12 protein-coding genes are annotated in these 12,590 nt (G+C 66.8%); 6 read left to right on the top strand and 6 right to left on the bottom strand.

What is annotated here, in order from left to right; translation table 11 throughout:
- The first annotated feature begins 16 nt into the window (after positions 1-16).
- Positions 17-871, top strand: coding sequence for a 3'-5' exonuclease (locus tag J4O73_RS11080; protein ID WP_426217247.1), 855 nt, complete (start codon positions 17-19; stop codon positions 869-871).
- A gap of 2 nt (positions 872-873) precedes the next feature.
- Here J4O73_RS11080 and J4O73_RS11075 read toward each other — a convergent pair whose 3' ends face one another.
- Together J4O73_RS11075 and J4O73_RS11070 are read right to left on the bottom strand one after the other, a co-directional pair.
- Positions 874-1,923 carry a GntG family PLP-dependent aldolase gene (locus J4O73_RS11075; protein ID WP_426217245.1) on the bottom strand — a complete coding sequence of 350 codons (1,050 nt, stop codon included), beginning with the start codon at positions 1,921-1,923 and terminating at the stop codon, positions 874-876.
- On the bottom strand, positions 1,920-2,834 hold the full coding sequence (locus tag J4O73_RS11070; protein WP_426217243.1) for an amino acid ABC transporter substrate-binding protein: 915 nt from the start codon (positions 2,832-2,834) through the stop codon (positions 1,920-1,922). The genes J4O73_RS11075 and J4O73_RS11070 overlap by 4 nt, the downstream gene beginning before the upstream one ends.
- A gap of 151 nt (positions 2,835-2,985) precedes the next feature.
- Between J4O73_RS11070 and J4O73_RS11065 the strand changes: the two genes are divergently transcribed.
- The gene (locus J4O73_RS11065) at positions 2,986-3,912 is read left to right on the top strand and encodes a LysR substrate-binding domain-containing protein (protein ID WP_426217242.1); all 927 of its coding nucleotides are present in this window, start codon (positions 2,986-2,988) and stop codon (positions 3,910-3,912) included.
- A 2-nt stretch (positions 3,913-3,914) separates the two neighbouring features.
- On the opposite strand, the gene J4O73_RS11060 is transcribed toward J4O73_RS11065, so the two are convergent.
- Positions 3,915-6,113 carry an FAD-dependent oxidoreductase gene (locus tag J4O73_RS11060; protein ID WP_426217240.1) on the bottom strand — a complete coding sequence of 733 codons (2,199 nt, stop codon included), beginning with the start codon at positions 6,111-6,113 and terminating at the stop codon, positions 3,915-3,917.
- 115 nt (positions 6,114-6,228) lie between these two features.
- Here J4O73_RS11060 and J4O73_RS11055 point away from each other — a divergent pair, with 115 nt between their 5' ends.
- A complete protein-coding gene (locus J4O73_RS11055; RefSeq protein WP_426217238.1) occupies positions 6,229-7,008 on the top strand; it encodes an EAL domain-containing protein in 780 nt (259 codons plus the stop codon).
- 42 nt (positions 7,009-7,050) lie between these two features.
- Here the strand turns inward: J4O73_RS11055 and J4O73_RS11050 are convergent, their stop codons facing one another.
- From J4O73_RS11050 to J4O73_RS11040, 3 genes are all read right to left on the bottom strand, one after another.
- Complete coding sequence (locus tag J4O73_RS11050) at positions 7,051-7,545, bottom strand: hypothetical protein (RefSeq protein ID WP_426217236.1); 495 nt, start codon at positions 7,543-7,545, stop codon at positions 7,051-7,053.
- 116 nt (positions 7,546-7,661) lie between these two features.
- The gene (locus tag J4O73_RS11045) at positions 7,662-8,870 is read right to left on the bottom strand and encodes an acetyl-CoA C-acetyltransferase (protein ID WP_426217234.1); all 1,209 of its coding nucleotides are present in this window, start codon (positions 8,868-8,870) and stop codon (positions 7,662-7,664) included.
- Positions 8,871-8,939: 69 nt separating this feature from the next.
- Complete coding sequence (locus tag J4O73_RS11040; RefSeq protein ID WP_426217232.1) at positions 8,940-9,719, bottom strand: HpcH/HpaI aldolase family protein; 780 nt, start codon at positions 9,717-9,719, stop codon at positions 8,940-8,942.
- A 282-nt stretch (positions 9,720-10,001) separates the two neighbouring features.
- On the opposite strand from J4O73_RS11040, the gene tolQ reads away from it, so the two are divergent.
- Genes tolQ through tolA form a run of 3 tightly spaced genes read left to right on the top strand, consistent with a single transcriptional unit; the run spans position 10,002 to position 12,576 of the window.
- On the top strand, positions 10,002-10,721 hold the full coding sequence (gene tolQ, locus J4O73_RS11035; protein WP_426217230.1) for a protein TolQ: 720 nt from the start codon (positions 10,002-10,004) through the stop codon (positions 10,719-10,721).
- Positions 10,722-10,733: 12 nt separating this feature from the next.
- Positions 10,734-11,180 carry an ExbD/TolR family protein gene (locus J4O73_RS11030; protein WP_378970421.1) on the top strand — a complete coding sequence of 149 codons (447 nt, stop codon included), beginning with the start codon at positions 10,734-10,736 and terminating at the stop codon, positions 11,178-11,180.
- 19 nt (positions 11,181-11,199) lie between these two features.
- Entirely contained in the window at positions 11,200-12,576 is a 1,377-nt protein-coding gene (tolA, locus tag J4O73_RS11025; RefSeq protein ID WP_426217729.1) for a cell envelope integrity protein TolA, read from the top strand.
- Positions 12,577-12,590: the final 14 nt, after the last annotated feature.

Raw genomic sequence — 12,590 nt, 5'->3', positions numbered from 1 at the left:
GCCGGGAGCCTTCGGCATGATCACCCTCGCCCTCGACTTCGAGACGGCGAACGAGCGGCGTGACAGCGCCTGCGCGGTAGGCCTCGCCTGGGTTGCGGACGGGCGTGTGGTGCGGCGGGAGAGCCACCTGATCCGCCCGCCGGAGATGCGCTTCTCTCCCGGCAATATCCGCGTTCACGGCATCCTGCCCGCCGACGTGGCGAACCGGCCCGGCTTCGCTGAGGTGATGGCTCCCTTTCTCCCGGATCTCGCGGGTGGGGTCATCCTCGCGCACAACGCCACCTTCGATATCGGCGTGCTTCGCGCCGGGCTCGGACGTGCCGGGCTTCCCGTGCCGGACCTGTCCTACCTCTGCACGGTGCAAGTGGCCCGGCGGGTCTTTCCCGCGCCGGAGGGTTGCGGCCTCGGCAAGGTGGCAAGGCGGCTTGGGATTACGTTCGAACACCACGATGCGGGTGAGGATGCCTATGCCTGTGCACGTATCGCATTGGCCGCCATGGCCGAAACGTCCGCGGGCGACGTCCACGGCCTCGCTGCAGCTATCGGCGTGCCGGTCACGGCGGTGCCTGGCGAATCGGCTCGGCCCGCGCCGGGGCGGGGGCCGATCAGTGGGCGGGCCATGGCGGGGTTCGCGCCGCCCGCGTCCGCGAGCCTCAGCTTTCAGATGCGTGGCTCCACCGGCAACCGGTACACGGTGACCGTGGAGGAGCGCACGAGCGGAGCCGTCCTGCGCTGCACCTGTATGGCTGGCCGATTCGGGCAGCGGTGCCGACACGTGAAGGCGCTGGAAGTCGGCGATATCACCGACCTCCTGTCCGACAACCATTCCGATCTCGCTGCCCTCGCCAAAAGGCTCGCCGGGGCGGCGTGAGCCTACGCCGCCCCATCCAGGCAGCGCCGAAAGGCGATCAGCGCTCGCGGGATGTCGGCGGGTTCGATGTGCCGATGGGTGACGAGGCGCAGGCGGTTCGTGCCCAAAGGCCGGACGCGTAGGCCCGCCGCATCGAGATCGGCCACCCAACTCTCGGCATCGCGGCCCGTCCGCGAGACGTCGACCTGCACGATGTTGGTTTGCGGCGTCTGTGCCGTGAGGGGAGAACCGAGGGCCGTGATGCCGTCGGCGAGTTCCCGCGCGCGGGCGTGATCCTCGGCGAGTCGCGGCACCATCGTCGTCAGCGCTTCGAGCCCGGCAGCCGCCGCGATCCCGACCTGCCGCTGTGTGCCGCCGATCATTTTGCGAAGGCGGCGGGCGGCGTCGATCACCCGCGCACTGCCGACCAGCACCGCGCCGACCGGCGCGCTCAGGCCCTTCGACAGGCAGATCGAGATCGTATCGAGTGGCTCGGCCACGATCGCGGGATCGACGCCGAGGTGGATCGCAGCGTTGAACAGCCGGGCACCATCGCAATGGACCGGAATGCCCGCCTTCCGCGCCATGTCGGCGACCGCCGCCATATGCGACAGGGACGGGACCATCCCGCCGGCCGCGTTGTGAGTGGTCTCTACGGCGACCAGTGCCGTCCGCAGGGGGCTGGCGGATGGGCGCAGGGCATCGTCCAGCCGGTCGAGGTCCAAGGCGCCGTCATGACCCGGTAGCCCGAGGAAGAAGGCACCCGTCAACGTCGCCGCCCCCCGCTCGGTCGTGATCATGTGGGCCGAGGCTTCGAGCAGGATTTGCTCGCTGCGCTGGACCTGCACCAGGACCGCCAGAAGGTTGGCCATGGTGCAGCTCGGCACGAAGAGCGCAGCTTCCTTGCGAAGGAGTGTCGCTGTCGTCTCTTCGAGCTCGTAAGCGGTCGGATCGTGATCGAGCCCGTCGTCGCCGAGCTTCGCGCTTACCATTCGCCCGTACATGGCCGGGGTCGGACGCGTGAGCGTGTCGCTCCGCAAGTCGATCCCGTCGTCTCCGTCGAAGTCGATCACCGGTAGGCCGCCTCGTCGCCCGAATCGGTGGGATTGGCGAGAGCGCGCTTCAGAACGTCGCTCATCGGCAGTTCCAGATTGATGCCCTTGGGCGGAATGGGCTGCTCGAAGTACTTCCGGTAGAGGCCCGCCACGGTGCCGTCCCTGATGAGTTCCACGACGGCCTTATCGACCGCTGCCTTGAAAGCCGGGTCGTCCTTCGGTTCGAGAATGCCGTAGGGCGCGAATTCGAGCCCCTTCGTGCCGATCTTGAAATCCTTCGGCTGCTTGGCCCCCGCGACCGTCGCGTGAGCCAGGGCATCGTCGTTCGCCGAACCCGCGACGCGGCAGGTTTCGAGAAGCAGAAAGGCCTCGGCCGTATCCTTCGCTGGCACGACCTGGATGTCGAGCTTGTCTTGCGCGCTCTCGCGGACCACCACACGCTGCGTTTGCCCCCCGGCCTGAGCCGAGATCGACTTGCCCTTGAAGCTGGACAAGTCGTTGACATCGACTGCCGAGTCCTTGCGGGCGACCAGCACCACCTGCGTAACGAAGGTCGTCGGGGCGAAGGAAACCAGCTTATGCCGTTCCGGCAGGTTGGTGGCGGTTCCGCATTCGAGGTCGATCGTGCCGTTTCCGATGAGCGGAATGCGCGTCGCCGACATGACGGCGGTGTAGCGCACCTCGAGGGCCTTCAGGCCGAGATCGTCCTTGAGCTTTCGAGCGACATGCTCGCATATCTCAAGAGTATAGCCCACCGGCTTGGCATTGCCGTCGAGGAAAGCGAAGGGCGGCGAGGCGTCCGGAAAGCCAATGTCGATCTTCCCGGTTTGTCGGATCTTGTCGAGCCGGCTGCCGCCTTCCGCCCACGCAGGTTGCGCGATGAGTGATCCGAGACCACAAGCCACTGCCGCGGCGACAAGTTTTTTCACCGTTCGACCCCCTCTCGTTCCAGGGCGGCAGGTCCTCGGCGCGAGACCAGCCTCCAGGAGCTTGACCATTCGATGGTAAGCTGGCTGCAAAACGCGCGTCCAATTCCGATTCACCACGCAGCTATACAGAACTGATATGCCGAAGCGTCCGATGAGCTTTCGCCATATCGAGGCATTTCGGGCGGTCATGGCGACGGGCTCGATGACCGAGGCAAGTCGCAGGCTCCACACGTCGCAACCGCAGATCAGCCGTCTGATCGGTCAGCTTGAAGGGATCACGGGTCTTCCGCTGTTCGACCGGGGTGGAAGCCGTCTCGTCCCGACCCTCGACGGAACCCGTTTTCACGCGGAGGTCGAGCGGGCATTCGTGGGATTGGCGAGCCTGGAGGTCGCGGCCTCCCGCATCCGCGCCTTCGGTGCGGAGCGGTTACGGGTGGCGGCCATGCCGCGCCTCGCTGGCGGTCTTCTCGCGCGAGCGGTGGCTCACTTTCAGCAAGACCATCCGGGCGTCGTGGTCGCGATCCATTCGGGTGACGACGAGGCGGTGAGCGAGTGGATCGCGACCGGCTTCTGCGATGCCGCCGTCACGATGGTCTATGGTGAGATGCCGAAGGTCCGGCTCGATCATGTGATGACGCTCGATTGCGTCGCGGTTCTGCCCCTCGATCATTCCCTCGCGGCGAAGGCTGCTCTGAGCCTGGAGGATCTGCGTGGGGAAAACTTCATCGCGTCCTCGCTCGGCAGCGCCCTGCGCGAGCGGATCGACGCGATGCTGGCGCAGGCAGGCGTAGAGGTTTCGGTGATTGCCGAGGCCGGGCTCGGCTCTGCGATCTGCGCGCTTGTCGCGGCGGGGCTCGGGATCAGTGTGATGAATCCGCTGGCGGCCTATGAGGAGGCGTTGGTCTCACCCATCGCGATCCGCCCCATCGCCCCGGCGCTGCCGGTGCATTTCGCCCTTCTCTTCCCGCCGGATCATGCGCGCAGCCGTCTGGTGCAGGCCTTCAGCGCCTGCGCTCGCACGATCGTGCTCGAGCATCTCGAAGGGCTGCCGCAGCAAGCAGGCCGTGGCAGCGCATAGGGTCAGGCTGCCTGCTTGCCCGTTCCGTAGAACGTGCGGCCGTTCTCCGCCATGTCGACGAGGCTGTCGGGGACGGCAAAACGCTCGCCGTGGCGCGATTCCAGATACCGGGCCAGGGCGACGAATTCGGGCACGCCCATAAAGTCGATGTAGGAGAGTACCCCGCCCGTGAACGGCGCGAAGCCGAAGCCCAGGATCGAGCCGACATCGGCCTCGCGTGGGTCGGTGACCACGCCCTCTCCAACGGTGCGGGCTGCCTCGACTGCCTGAACCACCAGTAGGCGATGCTTCAACTCGGTGAAGTCGATATCCTCCGGCGCCAGCCGGTGGGTTTGCAACTCGGCAAGGCCGGGCCACAGGCGCTTCGGCGCGCCCTCCGGATAGTCGTAGAACCCCTTGCGATTCTTCCGTCCAAGCCGCCCACGCGACTCGACCATCTCGGTCAGAATCCACGTCTGCGCGGGATCGACCGCATCGGGTCCCACCTGTGCCTCGGTGGCCCTGGCGATCTTCAGGATGAGATCCAAGGCCACTTCGTCGTTGAGGGAGAGCGGGCCGACCGGCATCCCCGCCTGGCGCCCGGCGCTCTCGATCATGGCCGGAGGCACGCCCTCGGCGAGCATCTTATGCCCTTCGAGCAGGTAAGCGCCGACGCAGCGATTGGCGAAGAAGCCGCGCGAATCGTTGACGACGATCGGCGTCTTCTTGAGCGCGCGGACGAAATCCACGGCCACGGCGACGGCACGGTCGTTGGTGGCGCCGCCCTTGATGATCTCGACGAGCATCATCTTCTCGACCGGAGAGAAGAAGTGGATGCCGACGAACAGCTCGGGACGCCGGGAATGCCGCGCCAGTCCGGTGATCGGGAGTGTCGACGTGTTGGAGGCGAAGACCGTGTCCGGGCCGATCACCGACTCGATCTGGCCGATCACCTCCGCCTTGATCGCGGGATCCTCGAACACCGCTTCGATCACGAGATCGCAGCCTTCGAGGGCCGCGTAATCGGCGGTCGCGGTGATCCGGGATAGGAGCGCGTCGCGGTCGGCGGTCTTGGCGCGGCCCTTGTTGATCTGACCGGTGATGAGGGCGTGGGCATGGGCCTTGCCCTTTTCGGCCGCCTCCTGGCTCCGGTCGATCAGCACGGTATCGAACCCGGCCTGCGCGGAGACATAGGCGACGCCCGCGCCCATGAAGCCAGCGCCGACGACGCCGACCTTGCGAAGGGTGGCGGGGGGCACATCCTTCGGCCGCCGCGCACCCTTGTTCAACTCGCCCATGGAAAGGAACAGCGTGCGTATCATCGCCGCTGCCTCCTTGGTGCGGAGGATCTGCGCGAAGTACCGGCTCTCGACCTTCAGGGCGAGATCCATGGGAAGCTGCAGGCCTTCGTAGACCGAGTTCAGGATCGCCTTGGCCGCCGGGTAATTGTCGTGCGTCTCACGGCGGTAGATCGCGTTGGCGGCGGGCCAGACCTGCATTCCGGCGGGCGAATAGACTTTGCCCGAGGGCGCCTTGAACTTCGGCGCGTCCCATGGCGCCACGGAGGATCCGCCATCGCGGATCCAAGCCTTGGCCTGCGCGACGATCTCCGCCACCGGAGCCACCGCGTGAATCAGGCCCATGCCCTTGGCCATGGGGGCGCGGATCTGCTCGCCCTTGAACAACATCTGCAAGGCGTCGCCGGTCTGCATCAGCCGGGCGACCCGTTGCGTGCCGCCGCCGCCGGGGAACAGCCCGACCTTGATCTCGGGCAGGCCTACGCGAGTGTGGGGCGCGTCCGACGCGATCCGATAATGACAGGACAGCGCAAGCTCGAAAGCCCCGCCCAGGCACAGGCCATGGATCGCCGCCGCGAAGGGCTTGCCGCAGGTCTCCAGCCGCCGGAACAGCAGGGTAAGACGGCGTGATTCCTCGAAGAACCGGCGCATGGCCGCTTCCTCGCCGTTCTCGGCGCGCAAGCGTTCATAGGCGGCGCGCAGGCCCTGAAGCATGGTCAGGTCGGCTCCGCCCGAGAAGTTCTCCTTCCCCGTGGCGATGACGCAGCCCTTGATCGCCGGATCGGAGGCTACGGCCTCGATGATCGACGCCAGTTCATCCATCACCGCCTCGGTGATGACGTTCATGGAACGGCTCGGCATATCCCAGACGGCCAGGGCGATACCGTCCGCATCGGTTTCGAAGCGAAAGTAATCTTTGTTCATTCTATCGCTCCTGCGCGAGTATCGCTGAGGTAATTCAAGAGTTCTGATCTTAATCGAGTGGTGACGTTTCTCGGACTAGGCCGGGGTACGGCGGGGGCTGTCTTTGGAACTGGATATGGAACGCACCGTCGGATGTGCTGCCTGCAGGGACAGCACGCCCCTTCCTTTCACCTTCACCATGGCTTTCCAGCCGATCCTCGATCTTTCGACGGCGCGGGTCTGGGGATATGAGGCACTCGTGCGCGGCACGAACGGCGAGCCGGCCGGCGCGATCCTCTCTCAGGTCAACGACGAGACACGCTACCGCTTCGACCAAGCGGCGCGCGTAAAGGCCATCGAGCTGGCGGGGCAACTGTTCCCGGCGGACGAAGATGTCCGCCTGTCCATCAACTTCATGCCGAACGCGGTTTACGAGCCCCGTGCCTGCATCAGGGCGTCCCTGGAGGCGGCCCAGCGCGTCGGCTTCTCCCACCGCCGCATCATGTTCGAATTCACCGAGAACGAGCGGTTCCGGGATATCGAGCATCTGAAACGCATCGTCGCCGCCTACCGGCAGCAGGGCTTCATGACGGCGCTGGACGATTTTGGCGCGGGCTTCGCAGGGCTCAGCCTGCTCGCGAACTTCCAGCCGGACCTGATCAAGATCGACATGGACGTGCTGCGCGGTCTCGACGCCGATGACCGCCGCCGAAGCATCGTGGCGGGCATCGTGTCCATCGGGCGTTCGCTGGAGATCTCGATCCTCGCGGAGGGCATCGAGACCGCGGCGGAACTCGAGACGGTGCGGGGGCTCGGGATCGATCTGGTGCAAGGCTACCATTTCGCCCGTCCCCTCATCGAGGCGCTGCCCGTGGTGCCCGGCATGGCGCCGTCTTCCCTCACGCGCGCGGCCTGAGGGAACGCCCGACACGGCCCGGTCGCCACGGGCTCCGCGCCCTTACTTCGGGGCGGGGGCCGGCGCCGGAACCGGCGGCGCGCCGGGGGGCGGGCTCGTGGTGGCCGAAGCGACGGCGAGCATGTTCAGAAGCTTCGTCACCGAATTCTGCGAGATCGCCGTCACCGACGAGTTCGGATCGGCGTTCATGGTCTGAAACTTCTCGTAGACCGGGTCGGAATAGATCTCGTCGAGGTGCTTCAGCTCGGTGAGGCTGAACTTCTGAGCGTATTCCTTTGAGAGACCCTCGACCATCAGGCCACGCTGCTTTTCGAACTCGGCGTTGAGTTCCTTGCGCACGGATTCGGCGCGCTCATCCGGCATCGAAGCCGTGGTCTTTTCCAGCGCGACGTTGAAACCGGTCTGGAGGTTCTTGATCAGGGTCTTGTTGACGAGCTTCGTCGCCTCCGTGACCCGGTCGCTCATATCGTCGGCGCGGGCGGCGAGTGGCGCGGAGAGCGCAACGCCGAGGCAAAGGGTAGCGATCAGGCGGTTCAAAGTCTTTCCTCCCGTTTCGTATCGGATCCCGGCGGCCGTCTTCGAGGCAGGCCACCGGGGCGCGCCGCTCGTTTCGGTCGAAAACGATGCAGCCGCAAGTCCTTGACCTGCTGCGTTCAGACGCGCTCGATGATCGTGGCGGTTCCCATCCCGGCGCCTATGCACAAGGTGATGAGGGCGCGCTCCCGGCCGGTGCGCTCAAGCTCGTCCAGCGCGGTGCCGAGGATCATCGCCCCCGTGGCGCCCAGCGGATGGCCCAGCGCGATGGCGCCGCCATTGACGTTGACCCCATCGGGATCGAGGTCGAACGCTTGGCAGAAGCGCAGCACCACGGCGGCAAAGGCCTCATTCACTTCGATCAGATCGATGTCGTCGAGGGTGAGCCCCGACCGATGCAACACCTTGTGAGTGACATCGACCGGCCCGGTGAGCATGAGCGCCGGATCGGAGCCGATATTGGCGAAGGCGCGGATGCGCGCCCGCGGCCGGAGGCCCGCCGCCTCGCCCGCTTCCCGCGAGCCGATCAGCACGGCGGCGGCGCCATCCACGATGCCGGAGGAATTCCCGGCATGATGGACATGGTCCACGAACTCGACATCGGGGTGAGCGTCGGTCGCGACCGCGTCGAACCCGCCCAACTGGCCCATCTGCACGAAGGATGGCTTCAGAGCAGCGAGGGACTGCATGTCGGTCCCCGGACGCATGTGCTCGTCGCGGTCGAGCAGGGTGATGCCGTTCACGTCGCGCACCGGTACGACGGAGCGGTCGAACAGGCCGTTCTGCCAGGATTGCGCGGCCAGGGCCTGCGAGCGCACGGCGTAGGCGTCGCACGCCTCGCGGGTGAAGCCGTATTTCGTGGCGATGAGATCGGCCGAGATGCCCTGCGGCATGAAATAGGACTTCACGGCGATGGCCGGATCGACAGGCCACGCCCCTCCCGAGGCGCCGATGCCGATGCGGCTCATGGATTCGACGCCGCCGCCCACGGTCATGTGATGCTGGCCGGACATGATCTGCGCGGCGGCGAAGTTCACCGCATCGAGACCGGATGCGCAGAACCGATTGATCTGAACGCCGGGGACGTGGACGCCGTAATCCGCGACCAAGGCGGCGGCGCGGGCGATGTCGCCTCCTGCTTCGCCCACCGGATCGACGCAGCCGAGGATCACGTCGTCCACCAAGCGCGTATCGAGGTCGTTGCGATCCCTCAGAGCTCTGAGCGCCGTCTCCGCCAGCCGTAGCGCGGTCACTTCGTGCAGGGCGCCATCCGCCTTGCCGCGCCCGCGTGGCGTGCGGACGTGGTCGTAGATGAAAGCGTCTGGCATCGGCGTTTCCCTCGGCTCACCCAGCCTTCAAGGGGGATGTACAGGCCCCGACAGGCGCGGGCCAGTCCGTTACGCCTGCCTCGCCTCGGCGACCGCCTTGGCGAAGGCGTCCGAGATGAGAAGGCCATCGTATCCGATGGACGACAGCTTGAAGCCCATCGTCAGCATCTCGCTGGCGCGGGCCGCACCGGCGGCGAAGGCGCACGGCACCTTGCCCGCCGCCAGCGTGACGCGGACGATCTCACCGAGCGCCTCCGTCACCGCGCTCCCGAGCGGATCGAAGGCAGCCCCATTGGAAAGGGCGATGGAGAGATCTCCCGGTCCGACGAGGATCCCGTCGATGCCCGGCACGGCGACGATGTCCGGCAGGTTGGCGATGGCCTCGCGGGTTTCGCACATGGCGATGGTCATGGTTCGCCCATTGGCCTGGGTCAGATACTCCTGCGGATTGTCCAACCCGGAGAACACCATGGCCCGGTCGGGTCCCCAGCTGCGCTGGCCGACCGGCGGGAATTTCGTGGCGGCGACCAGCGCCTTCGCGTCCTCGACGGTGTTGATCATCGGCGCGACGATGCCCGCCGCGCCTGCATCCAGCATTCGCGAGGCCATGCGGAAATCGCCCACCGAGATCCGCACGAGCCCGGGCTTACCGGCCAGCGCCAGCTCCGTGAGCCCCGCGACGCAGGTCGGGACGTCGTAGGTGCCGTGCTGCTGGTCGAGGAGCACGACATCGAAACCGCTCCGGGCCATCAGCCCTGCCAGCGCGGGATCGGCGAGGCAGGACCAGCCGAGGAGGTAGCTCCCCTCCCCGCTCAGCAGGTCGGGCAGGCTCGGCACGGGTGCGGTCACGATGTGATCCTGTTCATTCTGCGTCGATCGGCAGAATAGGGAGAGCGATCCGCTCAGGTCCAGCCGCCTGCCTTTCAGAATCGCCGCAAGATCGCCCGGATCCTAACCGATCCTTAACCTTGCAGAGCCCTTAAAATCCGGCGGACGAGACGGACGGTTCCGGAAGGGCGCAGCCCTTACTTTCGACAGATTCGCGGTCGATAGCATTGATATCGCTCGCACTTCCGGCAATGGCGGCCCTTTCGCGGCCTCGCGCCGGCTCGGAGCAGGAGACTTCGACGGATGAACCCAGCCGACGCGATGCAGGCCGCCGCACCCGTGGCCGACATGAGCCTGCTCGGCTTGTTCCTCCAGGCGCACTTCGTCGTGAAGATCGTGATGGTGGGCCTGCTGAGCGCCTCCGTGTGGTGCTGGTCGATCATCGTCGACAAGACGTTGCTGTTCCGGCGCATCCGCAGCGAGATGGACGCGTTCGAGGACGCGTTCTGGTCCGGTCGCTCCCTTGAAGAGCTCTTCCGCTCCTTCAACGATCGCCCGGCCACTGGCCTCGCGGCGGTGTTCGTGGCCGCGATGCGCGAGTGGAAGCGCTCGTTCGAGGGCTCGGGCCGTCAGGTCCAATCGCTGTCTCAGCGCATCGAGAAGCAGCTCGACGTGACCATCCATCGCGAGGTCGAGCGTCTCGAATCGCGCCTCCTGTTCCTCGCCTCCATCGGCTCGGCGGGTCCCTATATCGGCCTGTTCGGCACGGTTTGGGGCATCATGACCGCCTTCACCTCGATCGCGGCCTCCAAGAACACATCGCTCGCCGTCGTGGCGCCCGGCATCGCGGAGGCGCTGTTCGCCACCGCCATCGGCCTGTTCGCGGCGATCCCGGCGGTGCTCGCCTACAACAAGCTCCAGGCCGAGGTCGCCAAGGCGCAGTCGCGCCTGGAAGGCTTCGCCGACGAGTTCTCCGCGATCCTGTCGCGGCAGATCGACGAGCGCCTGTCGCTGGCCGCCTGAGGAGACAGACCAATGGCCATGGCGGCAGGGGCTGGACAAGGCGGGGCGAAGCGGCGGCGCAGGCGCGGCCGTCGCGGCGGTGCCATCAACGAGATCAACATGACGCCGTTCATCGACGTCGTTCTGGTGCTGCTGATCATCTTCATGGTCGCGGCCCCGATGATGACGGTCGGCGTGCCCCTGGACCTGCCGCAATCCAAGGCCTCGCCTCTCAACTCGGATGTGAAGCCGATCACCCTGTCGATCCGCCAGACCGGGCAGATCTTCCTGGGCGAGGACGAGTTGACCGACGATTCCATCGTGGCCAAGCTGACGGCCGCCGCCAAGAACGGCACCGAGGATCGGGTCTTCGTGCGCGGGGACAAGCGGGTCGATTACGGACGCGTCGCCCAGGTGATGGCCATCGTGACGGGCGGCGGCTTCCGCCACGTCGCGCTCGTCACCGAGCCCGAACACTAGGAGCGACGCTACCTTGGCGATCTCCTTGCCGAACTTCGACCGCCGGGAGCCCGGTGTCTGGATCTCTGCCGGGACCCATGTGGTTCTGCTCGGCCTCGCGCTGGTCACCGTGTCCGCCCCCGTCCTGCCCGAGGCGCAGGAAGGCGTGCCCGTCGAGGTGATCACCGAAAACCAGTTCTCCGAGATCACAAAGGGTGAGCGTCAGGCCGACAAGCCGATGCCGAACCCTCAGAGCCGCGCCGACCGGCAGGCCGAGAAGATCGAGGAGCGCGAGCCCGAGAATTCCAAGGCCGACGCGCCTACGCCGCCCAAGCGCCCCGCGGAGATGAAGGTCGCCAATGCGGACGAGATGCCGCTGCGCACCGATCCCGACGTGACCGAGGCCGAGACCGCCAAGGCAGCCAAGGCCGCCGACGAGAAGCGCGAGGCCGAAAAAGCTGCGAAGGCTGCGGCCGACAAGGCGGCTGCGGAGAAAGCTGCTGCTGCCGAAAAAGCCGCTGCCGCGAAGGCGGCTGCCGAAAGCAAGGCGAAGGCGGAGGCCGCTGCCGCCGCCAAGGCCGCGCAGGCCAAGGCCGAGGCCGAGAAGCGCGAGCAACTCGATAAGCTGATCGAGCGCCAGGAAGCGGAAGCTGCCGCTCAGGCGAAGGCCGAAGCCGCCAAGAAGGCTGCCGAGGCCAAGGCCGCGGCCGAAGCGAAGGCGGCGGAAGCCAAGGCCAAGGCCGAGGCTGCCAAGGAAGCGGCGAAGAAGGCTGCTGACGCAAAAGCCAAGGCCGAGGCCGAAGCGGAGCGCCAGAAGGAAATCGCCGAAGCGAAGGCCAAGGCCGAACGCGAGAAGGCGGAAGCCGCTGCGGCGGCCAAGGCCGAGGCGGCCGCCAAGGCGAAGGCCAAGGCCATGGCCGATGCGAAGGCGAAGTCGGACGCGGAGGCCAAGGCGCGCAAGCAAGCCGAGTTGGCCGACAAGTTCAACGCGGGCGATATCCGTTCGGTGCTCAATTCGAAGGCTCAATCGCAATCGACCGGCGCAACGGGGCACCAGGTGCAGAAGGTCGCCGCTCTGGGCGCCGCCACCGGCGCGGCGCAGCGCCTGTCGCCGTCGCTGCGCGACGCGCTAGTCGGCATGCTTCAGCAGCAGATCGAGCGGTGCTACTCGGCCCCGCCCGGCGCCGCCCAGGGTGTGGTGCTGCCGGTGCTCGATATCCGCCTGAACCCGGATGGGTCGCTCAGCACCGAGCCACGCATCATGCGGGGCGGCGCGAGCGCGGTGGACCAGTCCATCGCCCAGGCCGCGCTCCGGGCGGTGAGGCGGTGCGCGCCGTATCACATACCGGCCACCTACGCGCCGTATTACAACGACTGGAAGGCGATCAACGCGGAGTTCGAGTTCACGGCGACGTAACGCCGGGCACCGCT

Origin of the sequence: Methylobacterium sp. NFXW15 (assembly GCF_049887755.1) — a bacterium.
Lineage (GTDB): Bacteria > Pseudomonadota > Alphaproteobacteria > Rhizobiales > Beijerinckiaceae > Methylobacterium.
The sequence above is the reverse complement of the archived record's forward strand: the minus strand, read 5'-3'. Positions and strand labels throughout refer to the sequence as shown.

Excerpts from the sequence above, each read along its gene's own strand:
- J4O73_RS11080 (WP_426217247.1), top strand. The coding sequence starts at position 17 with ATGATCACCCTCGCCCTCGACTTCGAGACGGCGAACGAGCGGCGTGAC.
- J4O73_RS11065 (WP_426217242.1), top strand. The coding sequence starts at position 2,986 with ATGAGCTTTCGCCATATCGAGGCATTTCGGGCGGTCATGGCGACGGGC.
- J4O73_RS11060 (WP_426217240.1), bottom strand. The coding sequence starts at position 6,113 with ATGAACAAAGATTACTTTCGCTTCGAAACCGATGCGGACGGTATCGCC.
- J4O73_RS11055 (WP_426217238.1), top strand. The coding sequence starts at position 6,229 with ATGGAACGCACCGTCGGATGTGCTGCCTGCAGGGACAGCACGCCCCTT.
- J4O73_RS11045 (WP_426217234.1), bottom strand. The coding sequence starts at position 8,870 with ATGCCAGACGCTTTCATCTACGACCACGTCCGCACGCCACGCGGGCGC.
- tolQ (WP_426217230.1), top strand. The coding sequence starts at position 10,002 with ATGAACCCAGCCGACGCGATGCAGGCCGCCGCACCCGTGGCCGACATG.
- J4O73_RS11030 (WP_378970421.1), top strand. The coding sequence starts at position 10,734 with ATGGCCATGGCGGCAGGGGCTGGACAAGGCGGGGCGAAGCGGCGGCGC.